Annotated in this window: 16 protein-coding genes and 1 pseudogene; all 17 read right to left on the bottom strand. The window is 55.7% G+C overall.

Annotation, left to right across the window (positions count from 1 at the left end):
• Positions 1-22 precede the first annotated feature (22 nt).
• Positions 23-400, bottom strand: coding sequence for an HK97 gp10 family phage protein (locus JX325_RS01640; protein ID WP_204789440.1), 378 nt, complete (start codon positions 398-400; stop codon positions 23-25).
• Between the two features lie 12 nt (positions 401-412).
• Complete coding sequence (locus tag JX325_RS01635) at positions 413-1,777, bottom strand: phage tail tip lysozyme (protein WP_243413864.1); 1,365 nt, start codon at positions 1,775-1,777, stop codon at positions 413-415.
• Positions 1,774-2,316: a hypothetical protein gene (locus JX325_RS01630; protein ID WP_204789439.1), complete on the bottom strand. Its 543-nt coding sequence runs from the start codon at positions 2,314-2,316 to the stop codon at positions 1,774-1,776. The genes JX325_RS01635 and JX325_RS01630 overlap by 4 nt, the downstream gene beginning before the upstream one ends.
• A gap of 20 nt (positions 2,317-2,336) precedes the next feature.
• Complete coding sequence (locus JX325_RS01625; RefSeq protein WP_204789438.1) at positions 2,337-2,726, bottom strand: hypothetical protein; 390 nt, start codon at positions 2,724-2,726, stop codon at positions 2,337-2,339.
• An 86-nt stretch (positions 2,727-2,812) separates the two neighbouring features.
• A complete protein-coding gene (locus tag JX325_RS01620) occupies positions 2,813-3,505 on the bottom strand; it encodes a hypothetical protein (RefSeq protein ID WP_204789437.1) in 693 nt (230 codons plus the stop codon).
• Positions 3,506-3,520: 15 nt separating this feature from the next.
• Entirely contained in the window at positions 3,521-3,829 is a 309-nt protein-coding gene (locus JX325_RS01615) for a hypothetical protein (protein ID WP_204789436.1), read from the bottom strand.
• Positions 3,810-4,136 carry a hypothetical protein gene (locus JX325_RS01610; RefSeq protein WP_204789435.1) on the bottom strand — a complete coding sequence of 109 codons (327 nt, stop codon included), beginning with the start codon at positions 4,134-4,136 and terminating at the stop codon, positions 3,810-3,812. The genes JX325_RS01615 and JX325_RS01610 overlap by 20 nt, the downstream gene beginning before the upstream one ends.
• A gap of 15 nt (positions 4,137-4,151) precedes the next feature.
• Complete coding sequence (locus JX325_RS01605) at positions 4,152-5,957, bottom strand: caudovirus prohead protease (RefSeq protein WP_243413863.1); 1,806 nt, start codon at positions 5,955-5,957, stop codon at positions 4,152-4,154.
• 55 nt (positions 5,958-6,012) lie between these two features.
• Positions 6,013-7,287 carry a phage portal protein gene (locus JX325_RS01600; RefSeq protein ID WP_204789433.1) on the bottom strand — a complete coding sequence of 425 codons (1,275 nt, stop codon included), beginning with the start codon at positions 7,285-7,287 and terminating at the stop codon, positions 6,013-6,015.
• Positions 7,288-7,307: 20 nt separating this feature from the next.
• Positions 7,308-7,811, bottom strand: a complete 504-nt coding sequence (locus tag JX325_RS17755; protein WP_243413862.1) for a hypothetical protein — start codon at positions 7,809-7,811, stop codon at positions 7,308-7,310.
• A gap of 13 nt (positions 7,812-7,824) precedes the next feature.
• Complete coding sequence (locus JX325_RS01595; protein WP_204789432.1) at positions 7,825-9,570, bottom strand: terminase TerL endonuclease subunit; 1,746 nt, start codon at positions 9,568-9,570, stop codon at positions 7,825-7,827.
• Between the two features lie 10 nt (positions 9,571-9,580).
• Positions 9,581-10,042, bottom strand: coding sequence for a hypothetical protein (locus tag JX325_RS01590; protein WP_204789431.1), 462 nt, complete (start codon positions 10,040-10,042; stop codon positions 9,581-9,583).
• Between the two features lie 6 nt (positions 10,043-10,048).
• The gene (locus tag JX325_RS01585) at positions 10,049-10,372 is read right to left on the bottom strand and encodes a hypothetical protein (RefSeq protein WP_204789430.1); all 324 of its coding nucleotides are present in this window, start codon (positions 10,370-10,372) and stop codon (positions 10,049-10,051) included.
• 16 nt (positions 10,373-10,388) lie between these two features.
• Positions 10,389-10,742: a hypothetical protein gene (locus JX325_RS01580; protein WP_204789429.1), complete on the bottom strand. Its 354-nt coding sequence runs from the start codon at positions 10,740-10,742 to the stop codon at positions 10,389-10,391.
• A gap of 503 nt (positions 10,743-11,245) precedes the next feature.
• Positions 11,246-11,665, bottom strand: coding sequence for a hypothetical protein (locus JX325_RS01575; RefSeq protein ID WP_204789428.1), 420 nt, complete (start codon positions 11,663-11,665; stop codon positions 11,246-11,248).
• A complete protein-coding gene (locus tag JX325_RS01570) occupies positions 11,652-11,990 on the bottom strand; it encodes a hypothetical protein (RefSeq protein WP_204789427.1) in 339 nt (112 codons plus the stop codon). The genes JX325_RS01575 and JX325_RS01570 overlap by 14 nt, the downstream gene beginning before the upstream one ends.
• A gap of 917 nt (positions 11,991-12,907) precedes the next feature.
• Positions 12,908-13,792, bottom strand: a pseudogene (locus JX325_RS01565) (helix-turn-helix domain-containing protein); the annotation flags it as partial.

Below are 13,792 nucleotides of genomic sequence, written 5' to 3'. Positions count from 1 at the left end.
GGGTCGGTGAGGGCCCGCGAAGTCATTTGGTGATNTCGTTCCACGCATTTTTCGCGATCTGCTCAAAAATAGGCTGNNTCGCAGGGTTGATGTAGTCTCGCCCCTGTACCCAGCCGCCCGTCCCGGTGCCATGTCCATACTGGAGAATGATAGCGATGGGGACTCCATTTTGAATGTTGGAGTTGCAGAACNGAATGCGGGCAACCCCTTTCTCCTGCACGATCTCATACCGCCAAGAGGCGGCCGTCTTTCCGGTGTCAACAGGCGTCGCGGCCGCGAGAGCAGCCACGCCGGCCCGGCCATACTTGTCAAGATCGCCGAGGTGGACAGCTTCCTTCGCCCGTTCCAGAAACTTGGTCGCCTTGGAGAAGTCACCCTTTTGCCTGAACGTTGTCCTCATGCTGTCCACCCATCACAGCTTCTTGCAGTAATCGAGGGACACCCANCCGAGACCAGACTTCAGCTTGCCCCAGAGCGTAGCACCCNGGCCGGTGGCCTCAGATACGATAGTGTAGACACCGGGCTTAATGACGCTGACGATCGCGTTATTGGTGCCGGGGCCCTTACGGATGCGCAGATTGGTGGCGGTGATGCGGACAGTGTACGGCACCTTGCTCACGGNGGTGGTGGGAGCTGTGATCGCACCAGAGCCCCCCAGCTTGGCGTTCACCTTAGCGGCGATATCAGGCAGCCGTTGGTAGATGTAGTCGCCGGGACAGGCTTTGTCGGCAAACCAGCGGTGGACCGTGAGATTCTGCTGGTCCACCTTGCCCACCAGCTTCTTGTCCCCCTTCCACACCAGCTTCTTGATACCGTTCCGCCGGCAGATGTCGGCGCACAGCTCGATCAGGGCGGCCATAGCCTTGTCGGTAATGGCGTAGGGGTGAGTGTTGTCGCTGGCGACCTCAATGGTTACGGCCTGGTAGTCGTTGGACTTGCCGGAGATTCCATTCACCCGAATGGGCTGTTTATTCTTGTCGTAGCCGCCGGTACACCAGCTACGGTCCTTCTCCTCCACGCACAGGCCGATGGAGCCGTCATAGCCTACAACATAGTTGCAGGACGCACCCTTGCTGCTGGGCTGGAACACCTCGCACCCTCGCTTGGCAGTCACTTGGCCGACGAAGCAGTGGATGGTAATGGTGTCGATGGCGTGGTTCCGATTGGGCGTCCGGTTCGGAGAGATCATCTTNACCGTAACAAGAGAACTGTTCGTGAAACCAATACCTGTTGTCTCCTTTCCACTGGCCTTGCCAGCATACTTGTCGAAATACTTCTGGCCGTAGCTGGCCCGCCGGGCCTTGGCCGTTTCGCTCTGATCGGCGGGGCGCTCAAACTGGAGCAGAAAAGCATCTGACGCTTTTCTGATACTGGTGGCGGTCTTCAACATCGCCAGCAATGCCTTATAGCCCTGTGACAATTCCTGCATCAAGAAGCCAAGCTGCATTTCCAGGTCGCCAATACTTTTCCCTGCGGATTTGGCATAGGCCAGCAGAGCCGCCTTCCGGCTCCAGTACGTCCATTGGAATAGGCCATAGCCTGCCTTATCGTGGGCAAAGTTGGCATAGATGCCGTTGTCCACCATTTCGGTNTACTCAGCGTCGGCCATGCCCAGCTTGCGCTCATAGCTGTTCTGGAGATTGTCGGGTTTAAGGCCGCTCTCGGCAAAACCATGCCCCATAATAATGGAAACACCGACATCCGAGAGACCTTGGGATTTCAGGAAATTCCAGATTTTTTCCTCAGTTGTTGTTCCAATCAGAGACGTTGTAATCACCCTCTCGAATGTGTTTTCCGGCGGCGGGACACGTTGAGCGCCCGGTTCCTCGCCATGATCTCTTTCTTGCTCATTTTCTTTCGGGGAGCGTTCTCCGCTCGACAGACATTGATCAAGGTCATCAGCCGGTTCAGATGCCATTTCTGGCACTCGAACGGAATGTTCTCGCAAATCATCCAGTAGTAGATGATCTCGGCCGTGACGATCTTCCGGTTTGGCCGGTTCTTGTCGTCCGGAGGAAAGGTCGTGGCGGTCATAGGAGCATTGATGTAAGCGAATACCTCTCTCTCGGTCTGCGGCGTAATGGCCTTGTAGACGTCGGGGTTCACATTCTGGGTCAGTGTCATACACCGGATATAATCAATGGACTCCTCCTGAGTCTTCGGCTCCCTCCCCAAAAATGCCTTGTGCCATTTCGACTCCCATTTTGAAAGGGAGACCAGAGAGTGCTCCAACTTGAGCGTCTGATCCTTGACTTGCAGAAACGTGCCGCTCCCAGGATCGAAGAATTCGCCGCCGCGAATGAATATTTCCAGCATCTCCGGTCTCCCTCACGCGATCAGGTTCCCGGAATAGCGGCGGGAGCAGCGNCCTGAGCCGGAACAATACCGTTGACAAAGGCCGCAGCCGCGTCGGCATTGGTGGCCAGCTCCATGAACAGGATGCTATAAGCCTCAGTCTGAGCGAAGGCGTCCCGGAGCTCCTGGTTCTTGATAAACCGCTTGCCGTCGGGGGACTTCTCGCCATAGGCCCGCAGGATGATGTCCTTGAAGGTGGCGATGATCTGCTTGCCGTCCTGAGCGGCCACGATGCGGTTGATCATCTCAACCAGGCCGCCGTCCACGGACAGCTCCATCTCGGTCACCTCGGCCTGTGTCAGNTTGAAATAAAAATCCTCGGTGCGCGTGCCACCGTTGTAGTCAGTGTAAGTGATAGATCTTTTCAGCATNGGGAAATTTCTCCTTTCAATTTTTAGAAGAAGCGGAGCCCTCGGTTAAGAGAGCCCCGCTTTGGGATGTACTGTAATGCTGTGAATCAGCCGGCAGCGGGCTCGTCCTTGAGCAGCTCGATGACCTCGGCGGGCAGAGGCAGGCGAGGCTCGGTGCCGTCGGTGCCGCCCTCAGCAGCAGGGTCTTTGCCGTACAAGATCTCTTCCAGCGCGGCCAGCTTCTCCCCGTCGACCTTGGTGGAGTCGATGATGACGCAGGCGGTGGGCTTGAAGCCGGGAACATCCACAGGAGTGGTGGTGACTTCCCAACTGAAGGTGATGGCCTCGGGGGAGTCATTGACGGTCTGATAGCCCCGCTCGGAGGGGGAGGCCAGACCGCCGTAGAGCAGATGCAGCTTATAGCCGTGATCCTGACCATCCGTGTCGTTGCCCAGCTTGGTACGATGGACAAGGCCGAAGACCTTACGGGCCTGCTGACCGATGCTCATGCCGGGAACAGGCTCGGCAGAGCCGTCACAGGCGGCCCACTCGTCGGGGTAGGTGTAGGCCTCGATGGTATAGCCGAAGTCCTCGGCGCCCACCAGAACCAGATACTTGATGTTGTCGGCGTAGAGGTTGTTGGGCTCAGCGCCGGAGGGGGCCTCGGTGACGGAGATCAGACCGTTNCAGGCCACGCCCTTGTCGTACTTGCCATTGCTGCCAATAGGGTACAGCACGCCATGGTCAACACCGGTTTCGTAATAACGCTTACCGGTCTCGTCCCACTTGATTTTACTCATGGTTTACGTCCTCCTTTAATAATACAGGGTGAAAGCCCAGTGATTGAGGTTGTCTGCTTTGTAATGCCNGTCAAACCGGCAGGTGGGCAGCGCCACAACCGCACCGACAAGAGGACTGTCGGGGTTCTTGTCGATAACGGTCACAGCGTACTGCCGGCCAGACAAATAAACCCCGCCATTCGCGTACAAGCTTTTGATGTTGCTCAAAGCGTACACGATGGCGGGGTAATTCATCTTCACGGACTCCGGAGGCTGAAAATATGCGTTCCTGGTGTTCAGGATGCCGCATAAAATTTCATGAAGTTCAAGCCGTCTGTCCGGCATTGTAAACACCTCCGATTGTCAGGATGAGTCTGGGATACTGGACCTCCACATTGGAAACCTTCCATTTTGCTCCCATGAACTCGATGTAGCGCATACGGTGGAAATTCTGGCAGGCAAATGGGTCGGCCACAACGCTGATCTCGTTGGCGATGCTGATGTCGTCATTGACCTTTTCAGCGCCTTGCAGCTTCCGCGTGTTCCGAATCACGTCGCCGTAATACGGACGCTCAGTGAGCTGCTCATCCCAGTTGCCCGGCGTCGTNTCCACAGTTTCCGCGTAGCCGATCATGCCGTACCATTTCGCCATTTTGAATTTTCTCCTTTAAGCAGCCGCACCAGAAGCGGACTTCACCGGCTCCTCCAGCGCAATGGCAGAGTAGACCCTGTTCAGAGCACCGGACAGGCGAGTCTCGATCAGGAGCTTGTGCTGGTTGAAGTCGATATCGAACTGATTGAAGCGGGTGATCTCGCCGCCCTTGGTGGAGCCCACGGNGTNNTCGTTNAGATTGANGNAGATGCCCAGAAGCTTGTGCTTCACGCCGTCGTCATCAGTGCGGACCAAGCCCTCGAACTGCTCGGCGGTATAGATTGCGTTGACGTTCAGCGCGGCGGCCAGATCGGTCTTGGAGTCGTAGATACGCCGGCCGTTCAGATCACGAGCCAGCAGCATCACATTCAGCAGATGAGGCGTACAGAACAGATCGGGAGTGCCGGTGCCCTTGTACTTCTCGCGGGAGTACATGGCGGCGGCCACGATGGCCTCGGCGTAGATGAAGTTCTCACCGAAGTTCATGTCGGTACGGGAGCCCTGAAGCTCAGCCCTGGCGGCAGCGACGTCCACGTCATAGTGGATGGTGTAGAGATCGTCGTCGTTCCAGATGGAGCGGATATGGGACTCGGAGATCTTCATCTCGGTGCCCTCCTCGCGGCCGTCGCCCACCATGATAGCGATAGCGACCTCCTCGTNGAGGTTCTGCTTCATCACGCCGTACTGATACTCGATCACATCGAAGTCGGTGATGTCCGTGATATCATCACGATGCAGCGCGTCGATGCAGTACACGGTCTGGGGGTCGGTGGTCCGGCTCAGCATCTTCATATTACCGGCGGGGGTCTTACGCTTGCCCTTCTGGTANCCCTGACCGCGGGCATTCTCGTTGCGGGCGTCCATCTGACGAGTGCGAATACGGCCGATGGGGGTCTTGTGCACCTTGTCGATGACCACATTGACCCAACCCTGATCCCGGGTGAGCAGCTCGGGGGCGCCGGGCTTCAGATCCTTATAGTCGGGGAACAGGCTCTCAATGTTGTCGNTGCCGTGCTGGAGCGCATNAATGCCATGTTTCAGTTCATCATCACCGTCAGCGGCGGCCTGCTCGGCATAGATGGCGAAAGCGGTCCGCAGGCTGCCAACGCTGTTCTGCTTGGCCAGAGCGATGATACCGCGCCGGGTCTCGGAATGCATCAGGACGGAATCGTTGGTCCCATCCTTCTCGAAAACGTTGTGCTTCATAGTATTGTCTCCTCCTTCAGATTCGTCGCCGGCGGCATCACCCTGCATGAGGGCCCCGCCGAGCATGTAGTTTACGACCCGCTTCTGCTTATCGGTCAGCGTGTTGTAGACATCGCCGACAGTCTCGTCCTNCTCGGACTTCTCCTGGGCGGAAGGCTCCTGCTTCGCGGGCTCTTCCTTCTTGGCAGGGGGTTTCTGCTTGGNAGGCTCCTCCTTCNTGCCGCCATCGGCATGAGCGAGGCACAGCGGCTCACCAGTGTAGATGATGGCCTCTTCATCGCTCTCCTCGCCATGAGCCATGATGGAGTCGATGAACGCTCCGGGGTTAGCCCCGGCCAGGACAAGGCTCAGCTCCCGGATATTGCCGTTGGTAACGAAATTGCCCTGCTTCTTGAGCTGGTTGGCGAAGATAGACAGAGCGTCGATGTCGCCGTGCTGCACCGCCTGCTTCATCATCTGGCCGTTGGGGGTGTCGTTGAAGTAGCAGTAGGCATACACGCCCTCATCCCGCTTCTCCAGGATGGCGTGTCCCAGAACAAGGCTGGGATCGTTGTGGAGGTGGTTGTAGACAAGAGGGACTTTCTTCCCGTCATTGTCCTCAAACGCACNNTTCATGATGGTGAGGCCGTCAGAGCATCTGAGGTTAGCTCTGGTTGCCCAACNGCTGAANTCAGACGGATGCTTCATTTTGATTGTTTTCCTCCTTCGATGTGGTGATGGTCTGTTCGGGCTTGGTTTCGGCGCCCTTTCCCTTTGCCGTTGGCTCGCTGAGGTTCTTGTTGCGAAGCTCATCCGCCTTCGGGTCCTTAGACGGCTTCAACCCGATGACCTGCCGGATCTCATTGGACGACATGACCTCATTTCGGGTAAGCTTGTCCGCGATTTCGGCAAGCTGGGCGGCCGGAACGAGTTTGAAGGGATCTCGGAAGAACGAGATCGACTGCAACTGCGACCGAGCAGTTTTTGTCAGGAACTTGCGCTTCATCTCGTCAACGATGGCGGAGAGAATGGGCTCGATCGTCCGGTTGTAGTAGTTCAGCATCGTCTGCTCGTCGGCAGAACCGTCCATAACCCCTTTCGTGATCCCTAACTGGCTGTAAAGCATACTCGTCAGATACTCGATCTGGGTCATCAGATTGTTCTCAACGGCACGATTCAGCTGCACGATATGCTCCGTACCATCGGTATAAGCGATACCGTACTTGGAACCGGACAACTGTTCCTCAATGTCCTTGCGGCGCTTTTCCGCNTGGGCGCGTCTCGCCTCCGTCTTGATGACGTAGGGAAGCTGAATAATAAGGTCGAGCTTGCCGGAACCGGCCTGCTCGTCGACAGCGTCCAACAGATTAAGTTTTCTGATCAGGCGCTGTAGGGTGGAGTTGGGTTCGTTCATCACCGCATAAAGCGGATTTTCCACGATTCCAACCACGCTTTTGGGAAGTAAAATATCTTCCTTTTCGCCGCGCTGGTCATTGTAGACCCGGACCTTCACATGAGCCGGATACCACTCGACGACTTGTCCGGCCCGCATGGTCACGATGTCATAGGCCCCGGTTACTTTCGGGTTCAAGGTCGTATCCACCGGAACAATAGCAACGCAGCCCTCGTCCATCATGGACATGACCACGTCATGGACGAAGGCTCTGGCCGTCTGGTCAATATTGGCCTCCACAGTCAGACAGTTGTTCAGACCGCTGTCAACAGTAGAAACAAAGCGGCCATTGTCATCCAGCTTCACATGCTGAATGTTAATAGCCGCCGCATCCAACGCGATTCGATTGAGTACCGACGTGACGATGGAACGTTCGTTTCCACGGGTCAGCCGGGGCCGGTCAGGACGATAGGAGTAGCCTCTTCCGAGACCCTGGTAGTAGCTGCTTGTGGGCTCTCTGCTGAGGAACGCGTTCCACGCGTGCTTCAATCGCGAGCCAAGGGTGATTTCCACGCGCTCCTTCCCTCCTTATCTCAGTCCCGAGACTTTCGCACAACAACGTCGGGGCCGTAGTCACTGTCCTTGGTGTAGGCGATCTGCTCGTCCGCGATTGCGGAAATTTTCTGGTTCTTCCTCGACGTTACGAAAGCGGTTCCTGCCGCGACGACCGTTGTAGAGAGGCCGACAACTGGAAGGGACTGTGTGGCGGCTGCCGCANCATAGGCCGCGCCGGTAGCGATGACCGTGCCCACCGTGACCGTCTTGGCGGTGGTGGACTTCTTCTTGTAAGCGGCCTCTTGCTGGATAGCATTGGTGGCAACGTTCTTTCCGCCATAGAATTGGATACGCTCGCCGGCCTGTTTCCGCATGGCGTCAACGTGGGCCTTCTTGGCCTCAACGCTCTCCGTCAGCTTCGTCTTCCGGTCGGCGGAGTACCGCTTCTTCCCGGCGGAGGTAAGGGTACCGTCAGGCTGCTGAAACCTGCGGACGCCCCAGTGCATACCCTTGATGCCGAAATGGGCGAGTTCTTGCTCCATGAACTGTCCTCCTTTACTCAAAAGCTTCCCGGTTGTGCTTATAGGCGATGTAAGCATCCATCATCGCCGCAACGGCGTCAATCTTCTGCTCACGCCGCATCTTCAGCAGCTTCCGGTTTCCATTGGTGTCTTCGCTTGCGATGCAGTTTCCCATGGCAAAGGTCATCAATTCCTCGTCAANTAAAAGCATCCGCTCCTCTGAGAGCTTTTTCAGCTCACCCAAGGGAACGGATTCCGTTTTTGCGCCCTGAATGACTTTCTCAATTCCGAAAGGTCCGTTATCCGACTGCCACCTCTCTACAAACTCTTTTGCGTTGTAGGGGTCATAACCGAGGCACCGGACGTCATAGCCGCATCGGACAATGTGATCGTCCAGATCCTCATAGACCTGCATCAGGTCTAAAACAGTTCCTTCCAAAACCATAAGACTGCCCTCAGCCATAAACTGATCGTACTTGATCCGCATGGCCGCAGGCAGCTTCTTCAAGGTGAGCGAGGAAATATAATTTCGGGTCTTTACCCCGAACGCGCCTCCGCGTAGAGGGAATAGGAATGTAAACGCGCAGAAATCGTCGCCCTGAGACAGGTCCGCGCCGAGGGCGCAGGGCATTTGCCAGAAGTCTCGGCGGCGATGAGGCAGGGTTTCCTCATAGGTGAAGTAGTAGGTATACCCCTCCATAGGGAGGCCGAACCGTTTCGCCAGAATATCGTTCCGGGCGGCGGGGGCCTGCTCGGCCCGCTCCACATCCTTCTGATAAGTGTCATAGCTGACGGTCTTACCCAGGTTCGGGTTGGCCTTGATCCACATCTCGGGGTCTGCGACCTCGTCAACAGAGTCCAGCTTGTACCACCAAACAGAGGTATGGGGCGCGATGTACTCACCCTTCAGAATCTTCATGAGCTCCATTTTGATGGTGTCGCCAGCTCCGTTCCGAACGGTGCCCTCCGAACTGATGGCAACAATGATGTAGTCATCCACCTTGGAAGCGCCCTGCTCGATGGCACCGATAACATCCTCCCGGATGTCGCCGGAGAGCCACTCGTCCACAGTCGCGATCTTAACCTGGAGCCCCTGGAGCTTGGCAATACTCATGGGACGAATCTCCAGCAGAGACCCCGTCAGGAAGTTCTCAATGCCCTTCTTGGTGGAGGCCAGCTTCATGCGGTTTGCCTTGGAGCCGGTGGTGTTCTGCAAGGAGCCCTCCGTCAGGAACTGGAACAGCGGCCCGCGGGAGCGGACAATGGAGGTGCGAATCGGTGAAAGAACCTCCTCCGCCTGTTTCATGGTCGGGGCTGTAGTGATCTGGTGGGTGGTGCTGGTGTCCACATTCAAGAAGTAGCTTTGCAGCGTGGACGCATACATCGACTTGGCCGCGCCTCTGGCAACGATCAGATACTGCTTGTTGACCAACCGCTTCTTGATGGTCTTTCGTACATACCGTCCGCCATGACCATCGGGATAAGGCTCATAGACGCTCCGGTCCACGAAGTAATACCAACCGAAAATTTGTTCCCCCCACAACTTAAAAGTGTCCAAGAGGTTGAGATCAGAGCCGTCGGTCAGGGTAAGCTCGGACTCATAGTATCTGACCCACCCTTCGACAGCCTGATCGTCATAGTAGAAACTTCGGTCGGCAATCAGTGCGTCGATCCGGTTCATCTCCATGGATATTTCCTTGTTGACAAAGATTTCCCCGCGCAGAACCGCCTCACGAAACGCGCCGTAATATTTAGGAACAGCGGTGTTTGATAAAGACATGCGCGGACACCTACTTCTTGTCTTCCTGGCCCTTTTGCGGGTTCACAACGCGATGGGCCTTGTCATCCGAGGAGACGCCGGCCAATTTGTTGATGGCTTCACCAAGGACATGGTTGGCTGCCTGGGTGCCGATGTTGGTCAGCGTGTTTTTGCCAATGGTTTCCAACACGTTGACGCAGAAGTCCCTTCCTCGGGTGGACTTCGGTTTGGCGTCGGCCTTTTCCAAGTCCTTATAGCGCTTCTCAAGCTCCAGACGGCTAATGCGCTGCCGAAGCTCATCATCGGAAAGGTCGCTGAGCGTCCTCTTGCTGGCGGTCGCCGAAGCGGCCTTCTTCTGAGCAGTGCGCCCGGATCGGCTTTCACCGGATTCCGGAACAGGGCGACCAGAGGCTCTTGCAAGCTGTTCGGGCGTTCTGCGGATTCCCCACTTCATCCCTTTGATACCGTGATGCGCGATAGCGATGTCGCTCATTTTGAATCATCCTCCTCTCTCTTGTTGTTCGTAGTAGTCCAAAACCTGCTTGCCGAGATTTTTGACCACATTGCCGCCGATGTCCTTCAAAAGGTCTTCGCAGAACTCCCTGCCCCGCGCGGATTTCTTCTGCGCCTCCGGCTTGGTCAGGTCTTTGTACCGCCGCTCCAGATTGATCCGGTCGATACGCGCCTGAACTTCCGCGTCGCTGAGTTCGGACAGCTCCTTACCAGGAGCCTTGATGGAGGCACGCTCCAACTGCTCCGGTGTCCGTCGAACGCCCCACTTCATACCGAGAATTCCGTAGTGGGCAAGCGAATTGGTATCCATATCAACACACATCCTTTCAGCCGGCATTGGGCGTATCTGCCGCGACAAACAGCCGAAACTCAAACTCCTTGATCTGCTGGTTGATGGACTCGATGGCGGCGGTACTAAGAGGCGGGTCAAACATGAGCCGAACCTTTTGATGGACATAAGACTTTACCAGAGGGAGACAGCTTTTGTCCGTGATGAACGACGGCCATTCCTCACCGGCTCCCATAATAGAGAAACCTCCGCGAGGGCCAACGCCCATCTGAGTCAGGATCGAGAACACGGAATTGATGTGCATGATGAGATCGGGGTCGAAGTGGGTGTACCCGGCGTCNATGCCCAAGAGCTTCTTGATAGAAGTCAGGATGCTCTCCGTGTTATCCATGGCGCATCCCTCACTTCCGAACCGCGATGTACTTCTTCATACAGAAACCCTCAATGCCCTCGGCAGTGTGAACCCTGTAGAATTCATCGGTGGAAGCGCCAGCGTCAATGACGATCTCAGTCAGCGCTGGGATGACGTCGATCACTCTCGCATTGGGATCGGCCTCCGCCCGAANATTGAGCCTGGTGCAGTCGGTGACGACGCCTGTGAGCTCGACCGCCTTGGGCTGCTCCGCAGGAGGCGCTTTGCCTGTCTGCCCAGTCATAACTCCACGGTCACGCGGATCGTTTTCCCGCTCGCGCTTCGGGGAATTGTTTTGCATATTCAGTAGTCCCTCCTTGTCTCGTGATAAGTGGTGTGCTATAAAAATCGCGGATGCCCGCCCGATACTGTCTCCGAACCATACGAAAATTTCACCCCTGCGAAAAGTGGTAAACAGTACGAAACGAGCATCCGCTACGGCGTAAGCCGGAAAAGAAGGGCGGCAACATCGCCCCTCTTTTCTACATTTTCCAAGGGCAGGTGTCATTCCTTGCCCGGGGGATCGGAGCACGAAGCAGAAGTGTTTCATCTCCATAGTGAATTGCCTGATGGGTCTCGTGAATTGTGGTGATAAGGTACTCCGGGTTCAGCAAAAGATCGCTTCTGGAACGAATATCTTCCGGACGGATAGGATTCATGTGATGAATCAGGACACGGCCAAAAATCTCATGTCCGATCAATCCAAGGTCACAGCCGTTGTCGCGGGCGATGACCAAATTCCGAACCCGCTTCCATTCCGGAGACCGATAGAAGAACTGATTCGTGTACCGGTCGAAGCCGAAAGTCTCCTTACCGACTCCTCCACCAAGTCGAAGATACTCATAGCGCTCTTCAAAGGTAGGCAGGAGGACAAGTTCCGAATAGCATCTAATACTCCCCATCGTCGTCTCCTTGTCCGCTGTAACTCCGCATGGCCTTGAGCGCATTCGCATAAAGCTCCTCCACACGCTTGGCCGATTGAAGCGACTCCGTTTTCGCCTTCACGAGCTCCACCTGATGACGAAGCATCTCCTTCTCCAGACTTGCCCTCGCGCTTCCGAGTTTAAGAATCTGAGTCACCTCCTGAGATGACGCCGTTCCTTCCCGGAGGCGCTTCTCAACGAGGTCGACAGCCAGAGCAACCAGTTGCTTCTCTCTGGCCTCGGGAGTCAGAGCCGGCCGGATCTTCCTTTCTGTGGTTGGGCCAGAGGCCCCGGCCTTCTTCATCCCTTATCGCCTCCTCTCGCTGAGATGTGCATTGGTTCTGGCCGATTCAACAGAAGATTGAAATATGTTTTGACATGGTTTTAGGGCAGTATTTGAAGAAGCCCGCATAAGTGACAACTGCCGCTAAGCTGAAAGGAGAGGCATATACGCCGAAGCGCAGCCAATAAAGACCCAGCAACCAATGCCAACCTTGCAGGCTTGTTCAAATACTGCCCTGGGAACAGGAACCGTTTTCCAAAAATATCCCCCGGAGAATTTTCGAGGACCGCCGCGATGCCGAGGGGGGTATGCTTATTTCGCACCTCCCCCTATGTCATATTGAGTTGAATGAGTGTAGTAGGTCGTTGAGTTGACCAAACTTCTTATGGATGAGGAAACAAAGTTGAGACCGAGAACAGATCCGTTTACAGATGGAAACTGACTGGCGCACCGGAGACCGGCAGTAACCCTTATGCATAACGACAAAGATGTTGTTGCGGACACATTCTACAAATCGGGGCCGTCCTCACTTGTTAGCGGAGAACTGCCAATAAATTTCGGCTGCGAGATTATTGGCAGTCTCACAGGTAACGCCCAGTGTCATAGAGTTTTATAAAACCTACAGCTAAAAGACCACAAGATTGCGAGCGCTCTGTATCAGCGCCGGGTCACGCAGAGATAGGCTGCCGCCTAACCTTCCTATAGATGTTCTGGAAATCGTACTTGATGATCTCGTCAATCGCTCTTTCCACTTCCCGATTGTTCTCTTCATCGGAAAGCAGATTGGAAGTTCGCGCGATTCTGCCCAAGTAAGCGCAAGTGTGGTAACCTTTCGTCTCGTCGAACAGAAACCAAGCAGTGAACTGTTCAAATGGATTGTACGGATTGTCGAAAGTAGTCAAAGCGCATTCAGTCTGCATTTACTAAGTTCACTCCTTTCAAGAGAGATACTTTCGCACAGTGGAAGTTGAGACTCCAAGACTTTCGGCGATCTCAGCAGTGGTGTAACCAGAAGCGTTCATGGACGAGATCTTGTTGATCTTCGCGGTGCTGAGCGTTGTCGTCGCTCTCGGCGTTGCGTAAGACCGAAGCACGTCGATGTCGGCGTGATTGATGATCTGCGTCAGCTTGTTCTCGCTGATCGCGCCGGCCTGAATCGCCTGCCATTCCCGGTCAGTGATGACGATAGGCGTCCGCTTCGCTCCAACAGTGGCACGGGCAGAGCTCAACGCCTGCTGGCTGGCCTTCTTGATCTCCTCCTTAGTCATACCAGGGTTGTCCTTCTTCTTGGCGGCCACGACGCTGTTGGCCATAACCTGGGCCTGCCTCTCCCTGGGGGCGTTCTTGAGGGCGATATTGAGCTTGGAGGTCAGGGAGGCCACCTCAGTCTGATAGGTCTCTTTGGCGGAGGCGGAGTAAGTAATCTTACCGGTGGACAGGATCTCCTTACGGGCCTGGTTGGCCAGGGACTTCATCTGGCTGGCGTAAGCGGCATAGGCCTCTTCCTGCGGAGTGCCGGACGACAGCTTATAGGGGTCCCTTTCCTCGGCCATCTGGGTACTCTTCTGCCGCCTCTCCACGGTCTTCCCGGTCTTGGGGTCGGTGTAGAACCGATCCTCATCGACCTTCCATACCAGTTCCCCGGTGTCAGGGTCAGTCTTGGGGCTCCCTTTCCGCTTTGGAACAGAGACCTCAGACTTCGCCCTTGAGATCAGGGTAGAAGCGCCGCCTCTTTCCTCACCGTCGTCGGTCACATAGCCCTGATACTTCTTCTTCAGGGCAGCGATACCATTGTCCTTCTCGCTCTGCTTATAGTCGAGAAG

It is taken from the genome of Oscillibacter sp. CU971 (assembly GCF_905219725.1).
Classification (GTDB): Bacteria; Bacillota; Clostridia; order Oscillospirales; family Oscillospiraceae; genus Oscillibacter.
Note: the sequence above shows the minus strand (reverse complement) of the source record. Positions and strands in the feature narration are given on the sequence as shown.

What these genes read in the sequence shown, in the direction of transcription:
- JX325_RS01570 (WP_204789427.1), bottom strand. Translation starts at nt 11,990, where the DNA reads ATGAAGAAGGCCGGGGCCTCTGGCCCAACCACAGAAAGGAAGATCCGG.
- JX325_RS01585 (WP_204789430.1), bottom strand. Translation starts at nt 10,372, where the DNA reads ATGGATACCAATTCGCTTGCCCACTACGGAATTCTCGGTATGAAGTGG.
- JX325_RS01630 (WP_204789439.1), bottom strand. Translation starts at nt 2,316, where the DNA reads ATGCTGGAAATATTCATTCGCGGCGGCGAATTCTTCGATCCTGGGAGC.
- JX325_RS01590 (WP_204789431.1), bottom strand. Translation starts at nt 10,042, where the DNA reads ATGAGCGACATCGCTATCGCGCATCACGGTATCAAAGGGATGAAGTGG.
- JX325_RS01575 (WP_204789428.1), bottom strand. Translation starts at nt 11,665, where the DNA reads ATGGGGAGTATTAGATGCTATTCGGAACTTGTCCTCCTGCCTACCTTT.